Raw genomic sequence first — 14,275 nt, 5'->3', positions numbered from 1 at the left:
GGCGCCCCGTGCGCCCGGCCTCACAGGAGGCTCCATGACGGATTCCATCGAACTCATCAGCAGCCAGAAGAGCTTCGGCGGCTGGCACCAGCGCTATCGCCACCGCTCCGCCACGCTGGGCTGCGACATGGTCTTCGCGGTCTACCTGCCGCCCCAGGCCGAGCCCGAGGCCGGCCTGCCGGTGCTGTACTGGCTGTCCGGGCTGACCTGCACCGACGAGAACTTCATGCAGAAGGCCGGCGCCCAGCGTGTGGCGGCGGAGCTGGGCATCGTCATCGTCGCGCCGGATACCAGCCCGCGCGGCCCGGACGTGCCGGGCGACCCGGATGGCGCGTGGGACTTTGGCCTGGGCGCCGGCTTCTACGTCAATGCCACCCAGGAACCCTGGGCGCGTCACTACCGCATGCACGACTACGTGGTGCAGGAGCTGCCGGCGCTGATCGAGGCGAACTTCCCGGTGTCGCTGAAGCGCGGCATCAGTGGCCACTCCATGGGCGGCCACGGCGCGCTGATCTGCGCCCTGCGCAATCCCGGACGCTATCGGTCGCTGTCGGCGTTCGCCCCCATCAGCCACCCGAGCGACTGCCCCTGGGGGCAGAAGGCGCTGGGGCGCTTCCTCGGTGAAGACCCGGCCGCCTGGCGCGAGTGGGATGCGGTCGAGTTGCTGGGTAACGCCAGCGAGCGCCTGCCGATCCTGGTGGACCAGGGCGACCGCGATGACTTCCTCGCCGTGCAGCTCAAGCCCCAGGCCCTGCGGGACGCGGCGGCTGCGGCCGGCCACCCGCTGGAGCTGCGCCTGCAGCCGGGGTACGACCACAGCTACTACTTCATTGCGAGCTTCATCGAAGATCACCTGCGTCACCACGCCGCGGCGCTCTGCGACTGACACCCACAGGGCAGTGATCCGGTAGAATCGACGCCCTGACATTTACAGGGCGTTTTTTCATGCGTATCGGACATGGCTACGACGTACACCGCTTCGGCGAGGGCGACTTCATCACCCTGGGCGGCGTGCGTATTCCCCACAGGTTCGGGCTCGTCGCGCACTCCGACGGCGACGTACTGCTGCACGCGCTCTCCGATGCCCTGCTGGGCGCCTGCGCGCTGGGCGACATCGGCAAGCACTTCCCCGATACCGACCCGCAGTTCAAGGGCGCCGACAGCCGCGCACTGCTGCGCCATGTTCTGAGCCTGGTGGAAGCCAAGGGCTGGAAGGTGGAAAACGTCGACACCACCATCATCGCCCAGGCGCCGAAGATGGCGCCGCACATCCAGCGCATGCGCGAAACCATCGCCGCTGACCTGAAGGTCGAGCTGGAACAGGTCAACGTCAAGGCCACCACCACCGAGAAACTCGGCTTCACCGGCCGCGAGGAAGGTATCGCGGTTCACGCCGTCGCCCTGCTGGCCCGCGCATGACCGAGCTGGAACTGCTGGGCCCGCGCGCCCATGGCGAATCCTGCGGCCGTGCGGTGCTCAAGGCCGTGGCCGAAGACTTCCAGGTCGACGAGGTGCTGGACATCCCGCTTTCCGGCGACGGCGAACACCTCTGGCTGTGGGTCGAAAAGCGCGGCCTGAACACCGAGGAGGCCGCCCGCCGCCTGGCCCGTGCGGCCGGTGTGCCGGTGAAGATGATCAGCTATGCCGGCCTCAAGGATCGCCAGGCGCTGACCCGCCAGTGGTTCAGCCTGCACCTGCCGGGCAAGTCCGACCCGGACCTGGCGGGCGCCGAGGATGACAGCCTGCGCATCCTCGAACGCAACCGCCACCGCCGCAAACTGCAGCGCGGCGCGCACTCGGCGAACGGCTTCACCCTGCGCCTGACCGAGCTGCAGGCGGATCGTGAGCGACTCGAAGCGCGGTTGAAGGCCATCGTCGCCCAGGGCGTGCCGAACTACTTCGGCACCCAGCGTTTCGGCCATGACGGTGGAAACGTCTTCGACGCCCGCGGCTTTGCCGAGCGCGGCAAGTTGCCGGAACACCGCAACATGCGCTCGCGACTGCTGTCGGCGGCGCGCAGCTACGTTTTCAATCAGGTGTTGGCGCGCCGGGTGGCCGAAGGCACCTGGAACCGCGCGCAGGTCGGCGACCTGCTGGCGTTCACCGACAGCCGCAGCTTCTTCCCTGCGGGGGAGGCGGAATGCACCGATCCGCGCCTTGCCGCGCTGGACCTGCACCCCACCGGCCCGCTGTGGGGCGAGGGCGATTCACCGGCGGCGAACCGGCCCGGCGAGATGGAGCGCAGCGTGCAACACACTGAGATGGCGCTTTGCCAGTGGCTCGCCAGTGCGGACATGGCGCACGAACGGCGCATTCTGCGCCTCCCCATCCCGGGCCTTACATGGCATTATCCCGCCCCTGACATTCTGCAACTGGAATTCGTCCTGCCGGCTGGCTGCTTCGCCACCGTGGTAGTGCGCGAGCTGATCGACCTCGTGCCGGCAGGGCAGACGGAAAGCCCATGCGCATATTGATTGCCAACGACGACGGGGTCACTGCACCCGGTATCGCCGCGCTTCACGACGCGCTGTCCGCGTATGCGGACTGCATCGTGATCGCCCCGGAAACCGACCGTAGCGGAGCGAGCAGCTCGCTTACGCTGGATCGGCCGCTGCATCCCCATCGCCTGGGCAATGGCTTCATCAGCCTCAACGGCACCCCGACCGACTGTGTGCACCTGGGGCTCAATGGCCTGCTGGACGAACTGCCGGACATGGTCGTCTCGGGCATCAACCTCGGCGCCAACCTGGGTGACGACGTGCTCTATTCGGGCACCGTGGCGGCGGCCTTGGAGGGACGCTTCCTGTCCCGTCCGGCCTTCGCCTTCTCGCTCTGCTCGCGGCTGACTAACAACCTGCCCACCGCGATGCATTTCGCCCGCCTGCTGGTGGAGTCCCACGACAAGCTCGACCTGCCGCCGCGCACCGTGCTCAACGTGAACATCCCCAACCTGCCGCTGGACCGCATCAAGGGCATCCAGCTGACCCGCCTGGGCCATCGGGCCCGCGCTGCGGCGCCGGTGAAAGTGGTCAATCCACGCGGCAAGGAAGGCTACTGGATCGCCGCTGCCGGCGATGCCGAGGATGGCGGGGAGGGCACCGATTTCCACGCGGTCATGCAAGGCTACGTGTCCATCACGCCGCTGCAGATGGACCGGACCTTCCGGGAGGCGTTCAATGTCCTTGGCGACTGGCTCGGAGGGATCGACCATGGCCAATGAATTGTCCCGTCGCGGTGGGATCGGCATGACCTCCCAGCGCACCCGTGAGCGTCTGATCCAGCGCCTGTATGAAGAAGGCCTGTCCAACGCCCACGTGCTGGAGGTGATCCGCCGTACGCCGCGCCATCTCTTCGTTGACGAGGCGCTGTCGCACCGTGCCTACGAAGACACCGCGCTGCCCATCGGGCACAACCAGACCATCTCGCAACCTTTCATGGTGGCGCGGATGACCGAGCTGCTGCTGGCCGCCGGCCCGCTGGACAAGGTGCTGGAGATCGGAACCGGTTCCGGTTACCAGACAGCCGTGCTGTCGCAGCTCGTGGAACGGGTATTCTCCGTCGAGCGCATCCAGGCCCTGCAGGACCGTGCGAAAGAACGTCTTGTGGAGCTAAACCTGAGAAATGTTGTCTTTCGTTGGGGCGATGGCTGGGAAGGCTGGCCTGCCCTGGCGCCTTACAACGGCATCATCGTCACCGCAGCGGCGGCTGAGGTCCCTCAGGCACTGCTGGACCAACTGGCTCCCGGGGGGCGGCTGGTGATTCCGGTCGGCGGTGGCGAAGTGCAGCAGCTGATGCTGATCGTCCGCACCGAGGATGGCTTCCAGCGCCAGGTGCTGGATTCCGTACGCTTCGTCCCGCTGCTCAACGGTCCGCTAGGCTGAGAGCAAGCCGGTCAAGGCTGCGGTAACTGCCGGCCAGTGAGGCTGGACGTCAATTCATGGATAAGGGGGATGGGTGAGCTTGACAGCGACCCTGCGTCAACGGAACTGGATCAAGGGCCTGGGCCACGTCGTGGTGGCCATTGCCGTTTGCTCTCTGCTGGCGGCCTGTTCTTCAACTTCACGCAGCACGACGACCGTCGTAGACCGCAACGCCCAACAGAAGCCGACTGTCACCAGCGGCCAATACGTCGTGCGCCCCGGTGACACGCTGTACTCCATCGCCTTCCGCTACGGCTGGGACTGGAAGGCCCTGGCGGCGCGCAACAATATTTCGGCGCCCTATACCATCCGCCCCGGCCAGGCCATCCGCTTCGATGGCGGTGCGTCGAAAGCGCCGTCTGTCGCGAAAAACAATACGCCTGTCGCTCCGGTAGTTGTCAACAAACCGGCTACCCAGCCTGCCACTGCCAGTAAACCGACCAGTCCCGCCGCCACCACGCCGACGCAGCCGCCCGCCAGCAGCGCAACTCCGGCCGTGGCAGGGGGCGCTCCCGGGGGGTGGATATGGCCAACCAATGGCACTCTTATTGGCCGTTTTGCATCAAACGGCAGTTTGAATAAAGGGATTGATATAGCGGGGCAATTGGGCCAGCCTGTCCTAGCTGCGTCTAATGGCACGGTTGTGTATGCCGGTAGTGGTTTGCGGGGCTACGGCGAACTCGTGATCATCAAGCACAGCGATACCTACGTAAGCGCCTACGGTCACAACCGCAGGTTGCTGGTGCGGGAAGGGCAACAGGTCAAAGTCGGGCAGAACATTGCCGAGATGGGCTCCACAGGGACTGACCGGGTGAAGCTGCACTTCGAGATTCGCCGCCAGGGTAAGCCTGTAGATCCGCTGCAATACTTGCCAAGTCGTTGACGGTAGCTGTTCCCCTGCGTGGGTGAGCGGGCCTAGGTGTCCTAAGGATAAGGAAGCACCTGGGCTTGTTGTCGAACTCAGCAAGGGATAACGACATGGCACTTAAAAAAGAAGGGCCGGAGTTTGACGTCGATGATGAAGTGCTCCTGCTGGAGCCTGGCATCATCCTCGAAGAGTCATTTGCCGAAGAGCAGGTATCGCTTCGAGTCACTCCTAAAGCCACCTCTCTCTCGTCTCTCAAGCAACACAAACACATCGACTACAGCCGCGCACTCGACGCGACCCAGCTGTATCTGAATGAAATCGGTTTCTCGCCACTGCTCACTCCGGAGGAGGAAGTCCACTTTGCGCGCCTCGCGCAGAAGGGCGACCCGGCCGGTCGGCGGCGAATGATCGAAAGCAACCTGCGTCTGGTAGTGAAGATCGCGCGACGTTACGTCAATCGCGGCCTTTCCCTGCTCGACCTGATCGAAGAGGGCAACCTCGGGCTGATCCGCGCGGTGGAGAAATTCGACCCCGAGCGCGGCTTCCGCTTCTCCACCTATGCAACCTGGTGGATTCGTCAGACCATCGAACGGGCCATCATGAACCAGACCCGCACCATCCGGTTGCCGATCCACGTGGTGAAGGAGCTCAACGTCTACCTGCGGGCCGCGCGCGAGCTGACCCACAAGCTGGACCACGAGCCGTCACCCGAGGAAATCGCCAACCTGCTTGAAAAGCCGGTGGACGAGGTCAAGCGGATGCTCGGTCTGAACGAGCGGGTCACCTCAGTGGATGTTTCCCTGGGCCCGGATTCGGATAAGACCCTGCTCGATACCCTGACCGATGACCGTCCCACCGACCCCTGCGAACTGCTGCAGGACGATGACCTCAGCGAGAGCATCGATCTTTGGCTGTCGGAACTGACCGACAAGCAGCGCGAGGTGGTGATTCGCCGCTTCGGCCTGCGCGGCCATGAAAGCAGCACCCTGGAGGAAGTCGGCCAGGAAATCGGCCTGACCCGCGAGCGGGTTCGGCAGATCCAGGTCGAGGCCCTCAAGCGTCTGCGGGAGATCCTCGAGAAGAACGGCCTGTCGAGCGACGCACTGTTCCAGTAGCGTCCAGGTCGACAACGAAGAAGCCCGGATGATCCCGGGCTTTTTTATGCGCCATGCTGTAAGCATTCGCTTACATGACGTGTGAGCGTTCAGCTTGAATCCCCGCCAGCTTCGACGTCGATTATTTCTATCTAATTGTTTTTTAAGGATTTTATTTTTATCGCCCGAAGCGAAAAGAGCCGGGTGTGCGAAAGTGCCCCAGTTGCCGCGATCCGGCAGGCGGGTAATATCACTCCCGCGTACACGGAAAGACGCAGGCCGGTAAGGATGTCGGTCAGGACCCCCGCAGGATGCGGTTCATCAGGATGATGAATAGGGAATAAAGAGTGGGCGGGTTATCCCGCCCCTTTTTTTTGCCCGCAGAAAAGTGACGCCCCGAAAAAGAGAAAGGCCCGCACTTGGCGGGCCTTTCGCGTTTCTGCAGAGCAGCGCAGATCAGCGCTCCAGGAACTGCAGCTTGTTCGGCTTGCCGTCCCACTCTTCGGCGTCCGGCAGGGAATCCTTCTTCTCGGTGATGTTCGGCCATACATCGGCCAAATCCTTGTTCAGCTCGATGAACTCCTGCATGCCATCCGGGACTTCGTCCTCGGAGAAGATCGCCTGTGCCGGGCACTCCGGTTCGCACAGGGCGCAGTCGATGCATTCATCCGGGTGGATGACCAGGAAGTTCGGGCCTTCGTAGAAGCAGTCCACCGGGCATACTTCCACGCAGTCGGTGTATTTGCACTTGATGCAGTTGTCGGTGACGACGAAGGTCATTTCTAATTTTCTCCTCAGGCGGGCGGCTAAGCGCGCGCGATTCTAGCAGCTTGTCCCGCGATCCGTCAGACTCGCGTCTTCCATGCATATAACAATTCGAGAGCTTGGCGCGGCGTCAGGTCATCAGGGCTGACACGCGTCAGCTCTTCGATGATGGGGTGCGGCAGGCTGGCGAACAGGTCGCTCTGCAGTGGCGCCGGGCTTTTCGGGTCATTGGAGCGCGGCGCCTCGTGGGGCAGGCTGGTGGTTTCCAGACGTGCCAGGTGCTCGCGGGCGCGCTGAATGACCGCACCCGGCACGCCGGCCAATTGCGCGACCGCCAGGCCATAGCTCTGGCTGGCCGGGCCGGGCAGCACGTGGTGCAGGAAAACGATGCGCTCGTTGTGTTCAGTGGCGTTCAGGTGCACGTTGGCCACCGCCGGCTCGCTTTCCGGCAGTACGGTCAGCTCGAAATAGTGCGTCGCGAACAGGGTGAAGGCGCGCAGTCGGGCCAGATGCTCGGCGGCGGACCACGCGAGCGACAGGCCATCGAAGGTACTGGTGCCGCGGCCCACTTCGTCCATCAGCACCAGGCTGCGGTCGGTGGCGTTGTGCAGGATATTCGCGGTTTCGCTCATTTCCACCATGAAGGTGGAGCGGCCGCCGGCAAGGTCGTCCGACGACCCGATGCGGGTGAAGATGCGGTCCACCAGGGACAGCTCGCAGCGCGCCGCCGGGACGAAGCTGCCGATGTGCGCCAGCAGCACGATCAGCGCCGTTTGCCGCATATAGGTCGATTTACCGCCCATGTTCGGGCCGGTAATCACCAGCATGCGGGTGTCTTCGTCGAGGTTGAGGTCGTTGGCGACGAACGGCGTATCCAATACCTGCTCGACGACCGGATGGCGGCCTTGCTCGATGAGAATGCCAGACTCTTCGACGAAGCGCGGACGGTTCAGGTCGAGGTTCAGTGCGCGTTCGGCCAGGTTGGCCAGGACGTCCAGCTCCGCCAGGGCGGCGGCGGTGTCCTGCAGCGGCGCCAACTGCGCGATCAACAATTCCAGCAGCTCTTCGTAGAGCTGCTTCTCGCGGGCCAGCGCGCGACTCTGGGCTGACAGAGCCTTGTCTTCGAAGGCTTTCAGTTCCGGAGTAATGAAGCGTTCGGCGCCTTTGAGGGTCTGGCGGCGAATGTAGTCGGCCGGGGCCTGTTCGGCCTGCACGCGGGGCAGTTCGATGTAGTAACCGTGGATGCGGTTGTAGCCGACCTTCAGGTTCGGCAGGCCGGTGCGGGCCTTTTCCCGAATCTCCAGGTCCATCAGGTACTGGCCGGCGTTTTCGCTGAGCATTTGCAGCTCGTCCAGCTCGGCGTCGTAGCCGCGTGCGATGACGCCGCCGTCGCGGATCACTGCCGGCGGGTTCTCGATCACGGCGCGAACCAGCAGGTCAGCCAGTTCCGGATAGGTGCGGATGCTATTGGCCAGCTCACCCAGGTGCGGGGCTTCCAGCTCGGTCATGCCGCTCTGCAGCTCCGGTAGCGCGGCGAGGGCATCGCGCAGGCGGGCGAGGTCGCGCGGGCGGGCGTTGCGCAGGCCGATCCGGGCGAGGATGCGCTCGACGTCACCGATTTCCTTCAGCTGCGGCTGGAGGATTTCGAAGCGATAGCGCTCCAGCAGGCAGGCGATGGATTCCTGGCGGGCTTCCAGCACGGCGCGGTCGCGCAACGGGCGGTTCAGCCAGCGGGTCAGCAGGCGGCTGCCCATGGCGGTCTGGCAGCGGTCGACCACCGATTGCAGGGTGTTGTCGCGTCCGCCGGCGAGGTTGGTATCCAATTCCAGATTGCGACGGCTGGCGCCATCGAGGATCACGGTATCGTCGATGCGCTCGTGGCGCAGGCTGCGCAGGTGCGGCAGGGCGGTGCGCTGGGTTTCCTTGGCGTAGGCCAGCAGGCAGCCGGCGGCACCGATGGCCAGGGTCAGGTCCTGGCAGCCGAAGCCCTTGAGGTCCTGGACGCCGAACTGCTGGCACAGGCTCTTCTTCGCCGAGTCGCGATCGAAGTCCCACGGCGCGCGGCGGTGCGCGCCGCGGCGCTTCTCGGCCGGCAGGCCCTGGGGCCAGTCATCGGGGATCAGCAATTCGGCAGGGTTCATGCGCTCCAGTTCGGCCAGGAGGGTTTCCCAGCCTTTTATTTCCTGGACGTTGAAGCGGCCGCTGGTGATGTCCAGCACGGCCAGGCCGAACAGGCGCTCGTCGCCCAGCACGGCGGCGATCAGGTTGTCGCGGCGCTCGTCGAGCAGCGCTTCGTCGCTGACAGTGCCGGGGGTGAGAATGCGCACGACCTGGCGCTCCACCGGGCCCTTGCTGGTGGCCGGGTCGCCAATCTGCTCGCAGATCACCACCGATTCGCCGAGCTTCACCAGCTTGGCCAGGTAGCCTTCGGCGGAGTGGAACGGGATGCCGGCCATGGGAATGGACGTGCCGGCAGACTGGCCGCGGGCGGTCAAGGTGATGTCCAGCAGCTTGGCGGCCTTCTTGGCGTCCTCGTAGAACAGCTCGTAGAAGTCGCCCATGCGGTAGAACATCAGTTGATCCGGGTGCTGGTTCTTCAGCTTCCAGTACTGCTGCATCATCGGTGTGTGGGCGGAGAGGTCGCTTTGACTCATGGCTTCTGGCTGTCCGGCTTCAACATGCAAAAGCGCCTAGTGTACGGTATCCGCCTGGCCTTCTTTAACCCCGGAGCGCACTGTGCCTGTCACCGATTCCGTCATTACCGATCTCGCTGCCCGATTGGGCGCCCGGCTCGCTGCCAACCATTTGCGCGTCACCACCGCCGAATCCTGCACCGGCGGCGGAATCGCCGAGGCGATCACGCGCATCGCCGGCAGCTCCGCCTGGTTCGAGGCGGGCTACGTGACCTATTCCAATGGTCAGAAGACCCGTCAGCTGGACGTGCCGGCCGCGCTGTTCGCCCAGGTCGGTGCGGTGAGCCGGGAAGTGGTCGAGGCGATGGTCGCCGGTGCCCTGCCGCGCAGTGGGGCGGACATCGCCGTGGCGGTGAGCGGAATTGCCGGGCCGGACGGCGGTTCTGCCGAGAAGCCGGTGGGCACGGTCTGGCTGGCCTGGAGGAAAGGCGAACAGGTGTTCAGCGAACGGCGCCTGTATGCCGGTGATCGGGAAGCGGTGCGCCGGCAAACCGTGGCGACTGCTCTGGAAGGGCTGTTGCGACTGGCGGACGGGGAAAATCCGATTCAGGGGTAGGCGAGCGGCTTGCCCTGTGGAATAATACTGGCTACTTATACAGTTGTTCGTGGCCGCCCGGCCGCCTGACTTCGCGAGGACTTCAATGGACGACAACAAGAAGCGCGCCCTGGCCGCGGCCCTGGGACAGATCGAACGCCAATTCGGCAAAGGCGCGGTCATGCGCATGGGCGACCATGAGCGCCAGGCGATTCCCGCCATCTCCACCGGCTCGCTGGGCCTGGACATCGCGCTGGGCATCGGCGGTCTGCCGAAGGGCCGTATCGTCGAGATCTACGGTCCGGAATCCTCGGGTAAGACCACCCTGACCCTGTCGGTCATCGCCCAGGCCCAGAAGGCCGGCGCCACCTGCGCCTTCGTCGACGCCGAACACGCCCTGGACCCGGACTACGCCGGCAAGCTGGGCGTCAACGTCGATGACCTGCTGGTTTCCCAGCCGGACACCGGCGAACAGGCCCTGGAAATCACCGACATGCTGGTGCGCTCCAACGCCGTTGACGTGATCATCGTCGACTCCGTGGCCGCCCTGGTACCGAAAGCCGAAATCGAAGGCGAGATGGGCGATCAGCACGTTGGCCTGCAGGCCCGTCTGATGTCCCAGGCGCTGCGCAAGATCACCGGCAACATCAAGAACGCCAACTGCCTGGTCATCTTCATCAACCAGATCCGCATGAAGATCGGCGTGATGTTCGGCAACCCGGAAACCACCACCGGCGGTAACGCGCTGAAGTTCTACTCCTCCGTCCGTCTCGACATCCGCCGCACCGGCGCGGTGAAGGAAGGCGACGAAGTGGTCGGCAGCGAAACCCGCGTCAAGGTCGTGAAGAACAAGGTCGCGCCGCCGTTCCGTCAGGCCGAGTTCCAGATCATGTACGGTCGCGGCATCTACCGCACCGGCGAGATCATCGACCTGGGCGTACAACTGGGCCTGATCGAGAAGTCCGGCGCCTGGTACAGCTATCAGGGCAGCAAGATCGGCCAGGGCAAGGCCAACGCCGCCAAGTTCCTGGAAGACAACACCGAGATCTGCAACACCCTCGACAAGGCCATCCGCGAGCAACTGCTGACCAACCAGCCGGCGCCGACCAAGGCCGAACTCGCTGCGGCGGAAGCCGAAGCGGAAGCTGAAGCCGATTACTGATCGCGATGGCCGTCGAGCTCGATAACCCCGTCGCGGTGCGACGGGTCGCCATGGACCTGCTGGCACGACGCGAGCATGGCCGGGCGGAGCTCTCGCGCAAGCTGCGGCAACGCGGTGCGACGCAGGATCTGATCGACCCCGCCCTCGACCGCCTGGCCGAGGAGGGGTTGCTCAATGAAAGCCGTTACCTGGAAAGCTATATCGCCAGTCGCGCACGAGCCGGTTACGGTCCGGTGCGGATTCGCGAGGAGCTGTCGCAGCGTGGTTTGCCCCGTGGCGAGATCGACGGAGCACTGAGCGAGTCGGACGTCGACTGGAATGAAAACCTGCGTGAAGTCTGGCGCCGCAAGTTTGCCCGGCTGCCGCAGGACGCTCGCGAACGAGCCCAGCAGGGCCGGTTCCTGAGCTATCGGGGTTACTCGATGGAGGCGATCAGCCGGTTGCTGAGTGGCCGACGATCGGATGATTGAATGAAGAAGGCACCCTTTGGGTGCCTTTTTGTTTTCGGGACAGGGGCTATCAGCGTTCCCAGTTCTCCGGCTGGTTGATGAAGTTCAACAGCTCACGCAAACGCCCCTGGTCGCGGCCGTTGAAGGCGAAGGCCAGGCGGGTGAGATGGGAGAACTCCGGCTCATCCAGCTCCGATTCGCTATAGGGCTGCTGGTGGAAGCCATCGCTCACGCACAGGCTGCCGAATTCCTGCTCCAGCAATTGCAGCGCCCGCACGCTCAGGGGGTGGTTGAGGCGGATCACGAAGCGATCCTTGAGCCAGCGGCTGGAGTGGAAGTTGCTGTAGAACTGGGCAATTTCCTCTGCAGCTTCATCGGCGGTGTGCACCAGTTTCATCAGGTTCATGTCGCTGGGCAGGATGTAGCCGTTGTCCTGCAACTGCTCCTTGATGAATTCCAGGGCGTGGTCCCAGTAGTGCCCGCCCGGCTGGTCGAGCAGTACCACGGGTACCAGCGGGCTCTTGCCGGTCTGGATCAGGGTGAGCACTTCCAGCGCCTCGTCCAGCGTGCCGAAGCCGCCAGGGCACAGCACCAGAGCGTCGGCTTCCTTGACGAAGAACAGCTTGCGCAGGAAGAAGAAGTGGAACGACAGCAGGTTGCTGGTGCCGTCCACGGTGCGGTTGGCGTGTTGCTCGAAGGGCAGGGTGATGTTGAAGCCGAGGCTGTTTTCCAGCCCGGCGCCTTCATGGGCAGCGGCCATGATGCCGCCGCCGGCGCCGGTGATGACCATCAGGTCGTAACGGGCCAGGGTTTCGCCCAGTTCCCGGGCCAGGGCATACACAGGGTGGTCGGCCGGCGTGCGGGCCGAACCGAATACGGTGACTTTGCGGCGACGTTTGAACTGCTCCAGGGTGCTGAAGGCGTGCTCCATCTCGCGCAGGGTCTGCAGCATGATCTTGGCGTCCCAGCGGTTGCGGTCTGCCTGGGCCATGCGCGCCACGGTGGTGAGCATTTCGCGGTACAGCGGCAGGTTCTGGCTGTTGCCAGGCGCGGCCAGTTCGGCCAGTTCCTCGATCTTCTGCGCCAGGTCGGTGCCGCTGGTCTGGAAGTGTCTGGAGAGGTAGTCGTCGGGCTCATAGGGCATGTTGATACTCCTTGTTCATCAACCCCTGATCGCCTGTCCATGGGCGGCGCCGGCCACGCAGGGTGGCTCTGGCGGGGATGCAGTGGCGCTTCGCCGCACGCACAGGGTTCAGCAGGAGGCCTGCGCAGTCTGGCACGCGGGGTGTGACAGTCGGTGCGGCCTCGATATTCAGATGGCGATCCGGTCTCCGGGCTCCGGAATGTTGGCCGTCCAGTTCAGGCGATCCTGGAGTGCACCCTTGAGTACATCCATCTTTTCCCGCTCGCCATGTATCAGGTATAGCTCGGGTTTGTTCTCGAAGTGCTCAACCCACTGAATTAATTGTGATTGTCCCGCGTGCGCGGAGAATCCGCCGAGGGTGTGGATCTGCGCCTTGACGCTGATGCGCTGACGCAGGATGCGCACCGTCTCGGCGCCGTCGACGATGGCGCGGCCGAGCGTGCCCTGGGCCTGGAAGCCGGGGAAGACGATGTGGCATTCCTCGCGCCAGAGGTTGTGCTTGAGATGGTGCACGATGCGCCCGCCGGTGCACATGCCGCTGCCGGCGATGATGATGGCGCCGCTCTTGATGCGGTTCAGCGCCATGGATTCCTCGGCGCTCTGGGTGGTGCGCAGGACCGGCAGCCATTCGCCGACCTTGGCGGTGCCGGTGCCGCGCATGTATTCGCGGTCGACGTCGGCGATCTCGCCGATGTGTTGCAGGTAGATGTTGTTGGCCTGGGCGGCCATGGGGCTGTCGAGGTAGACCACCTGTTGCGGCAGGCGACCTTCCTGGTAGAAGCGCCCGAGGTAGTAGATCAGGTCCTGCGTGCGGCCCACGGCGAAGGAAGGGATCAGCACGTTGCCGCCTTCGTTCTGGGCGCGCTGGAGGATGCCGGCCAGTTCCAGCAGGGTGTCGTTGGCGTCTCGGTGGTCGCGGTCACCGTAGGTGGATTCGAGCAGCACCACGTCGGCGCGGGTCAGTGGCGTTGGCGTGCGCATCAGCGGCGAGCAGGTGCTGCCCAGGTCGCCGGAGAACACCAGGCGCCGGGTCGAACCGAATTCATGGATTTCCAGCTCGACGATGGCCGAGCCGAGAATATGCCCGGCGTTGTGGAAGGTCACGCGGATGCCGCGCGCCACGTCCACGGTGCTGCCGTAGCTGACACGACGGCGCTGGTTCAGGGCGCGGGAGGCGTCTTCCACGGTGTACAGCGGTTTGACCGGCGGCTTGTTCAGGCGCGTGCGCCACTTGTTCTCCCACTCGGCGTCCTTCTCCTGGATGTGCGCCGAGTCCATCAGCATCAGCTCCAGCAGATCGCAGCAGGATTCGGTGGCGTAGATCGGGCCCTTGTAACCTTCCTTCGCCAGGCGCGGCAGCAGGCCGCTGTGGTCCAGGTGGGCGTGGGACAGGACGACGGCGTCGAGTTCCTTCGGGTCGAAGGGGAAGGGGGTGCGATTGCTCGCCTCGTTCTCCAGGGTGCCCAGGTGATGGCTGCGCCCCTGGCGCATCCCGCATTCGAGCAACACGCGGACGCCGTCGCGGGTCTCCAGAAGGTAGCAGGAACCGGTGACTTCCTGGATCGCGCCGATAAAGGTGAGAAGCGCCATGTCGTCTCCTTGTGGGAATTCTCGTTCAGCCTTGCCCGAATGGTCGGGATGGTCG

General features: G+C 64.5%; 14 protein-coding genes. 10 read left to right on the top strand and 4 right to left on the bottom strand.

Translation table 11 applies throughout. The features are described 5' to 3' along the window. Positions 1-34: 34 nt before the first annotated feature. From fghA to rpoS, 7 genes are all read left to right on the top strand, one after another. The gene (gene fghA, locus N0B71_RS00600) at positions 35-886 is read left to right on the top strand and encodes an S-formylglutathione hydrolase (protein WP_259756555.1); all 852 of its coding nucleotides are present in this window, start codon (positions 35-37) and stop codon (positions 884-886) included. A gap of 59 nt (positions 887-945) precedes the next feature. After that, the gene (ispF, locus tag N0B71_RS00595; RefSeq protein WP_259756554.1) at positions 946-1,419 is read left to right on the top strand and encodes a 2-C-methyl-D-erythritol 2,4-cyclodiphosphate synthase; all 474 of its coding nucleotides are present in this window, start codon (positions 946-948) and stop codon (positions 1,417-1,419) included. After that, positions 1,416-2,474, top strand: a complete 1,059-nt coding sequence (gene truD / locus N0B71_RS00590) for a tRNA pseudouridine(13) synthase TruD (protein ID WP_259756553.1) — start codon at positions 1,416-1,418, stop codon at positions 2,472-2,474. The genes ispF and truD overlap by 4 nt, the downstream gene beginning before the upstream one ends. Then, positions 2,462-3,220, top strand: coding sequence for a 5'/3'-nucleotidase SurE (gene surE / locus N0B71_RS00585; RefSeq protein WP_259756552.1), 759 nt, complete (start codon positions 2,462-2,464; stop codon positions 3,218-3,220). Before truD ends, surE begins: the two co-directional genes overlap by 13 nt. A 25-nt stretch (positions 3,221-3,245) precedes the next feature. Then, a complete protein-coding gene (locus tag N0B71_RS00580) occupies positions 3,246-3,881 on the top strand; it encodes a protein-L-isoaspartate(D-aspartate) O-methyltransferase (protein ID WP_259759704.1) in 636 nt (211 codons plus the stop codon). 73 nt (positions 3,882-3,954) lie between these two features. Beyond that, the gene (locus tag N0B71_RS00575; protein WP_442964641.1) at positions 3,955-4,803 is read left to right on the top strand and encodes a peptidoglycan DD-metalloendopeptidase family protein; all 849 of its coding nucleotides are present in this window, start codon (positions 3,955-3,957) and stop codon (positions 4,801-4,803) included. A 95-nt stretch (positions 4,804-4,898) separates the two neighbouring features. Continuing rightward, positions 4,899-5,903 (top strand): RNA polymerase sigma factor RpoS, encoded by a 1,005-nt coding sequence (rpoS, locus tag N0B71_RS00570; RefSeq protein ID WP_054908164.1) that lies wholly within the window; start codon positions 4,899-4,901, stop codon positions 5,901-5,903. A 435-nt stretch (positions 5,904-6,338) separates the two neighbouring features. Here rpoS and fdxA read toward each other — a convergent pair whose 3' ends face one another. Continuing rightward, complete coding sequence (fdxA, locus tag N0B71_RS00565; protein ID WP_259756550.1) at positions 6,339-6,662, bottom strand: ferredoxin FdxA; 324 nt, start codon at positions 6,660-6,662, stop codon at positions 6,339-6,341. Between the two features lie 65 nt (positions 6,663-6,727). After that, entirely contained in the window at positions 6,728-9,301 is a 2,574-nt protein-coding gene (gene mutS, locus N0B71_RS00560) for a DNA mismatch repair protein MutS (protein ID WP_259756549.1), read from the bottom strand. Between the two features lie 82 nt (positions 9,302-9,383). Here mutS and N0B71_RS00555 point away from each other — a divergent pair, with 82 nt between their 5' ends. The 3 genes from N0B71_RS00555 to recX all read left to right on the top strand — a co-directional run bounded on the left by N0B71_RS00555 (position 9,384) and on the right by recX (position 11,507). Next, complete coding sequence (locus N0B71_RS00555; RefSeq protein WP_259756548.1) at positions 9,384-9,896, top strand: CinA family protein; 513 nt, start codon at positions 9,384-9,386, stop codon at positions 9,894-9,896. Positions 9,897-9,981: 85 nt separating this feature from the next. Further along, a complete protein-coding gene (gene recA, locus N0B71_RS00550; protein ID WP_017518010.1) occupies positions 9,982-11,037 on the top strand; it encodes a recombinase RecA in 1,056 nt (351 codons plus the stop codon). 5 nt (positions 11,038-11,042) lie between these two features. After that, entirely contained in the window at positions 11,043-11,507 is a 465-nt protein-coding gene (gene recX, locus N0B71_RS00545; protein WP_017518009.1) for a recombination regulator RecX, read from the top strand. 49 nt (positions 11,508-11,556) lie between these two features. Here recX and N0B71_RS00540 read toward each other — a convergent pair whose 3' ends face one another. Continuing rightward, positions 11,557-12,630, bottom strand: a complete 1,074-nt coding sequence (locus N0B71_RS00540) for a TIGR00730 family Rossman fold protein (protein ID WP_259756547.1) — start codon at positions 12,628-12,630, stop codon at positions 11,557-11,559. A 168-nt stretch (positions 12,631-12,798) separates the two neighbouring features. Then, complete coding sequence (locus N0B71_RS00535; protein WP_259756545.1) at positions 12,799-14,220, bottom strand: MBL fold metallo-hydrolase RNA specificity domain-containing protein; 1,422 nt, start codon at positions 14,218-14,220, stop codon at positions 12,799-12,801. Positions 14,221-14,275: the final 55 nt, after the last annotated feature.

The sequence above is a fragment of the Pseudomonas sp. GCEP-101 genome (genome assembly GCF_025133575.1).
In the GTDB taxonomy this organism is placed as follows: Bacteria; Pseudomonadota; Gammaproteobacteria; order Pseudomonadales; family Pseudomonadaceae; genus Pseudomonas; species Pseudomonas nitroreducens_B.
Note: the sequence above shows the minus strand (reverse complement) of the source record. Positions and strands in the feature narration are given on the sequence as shown.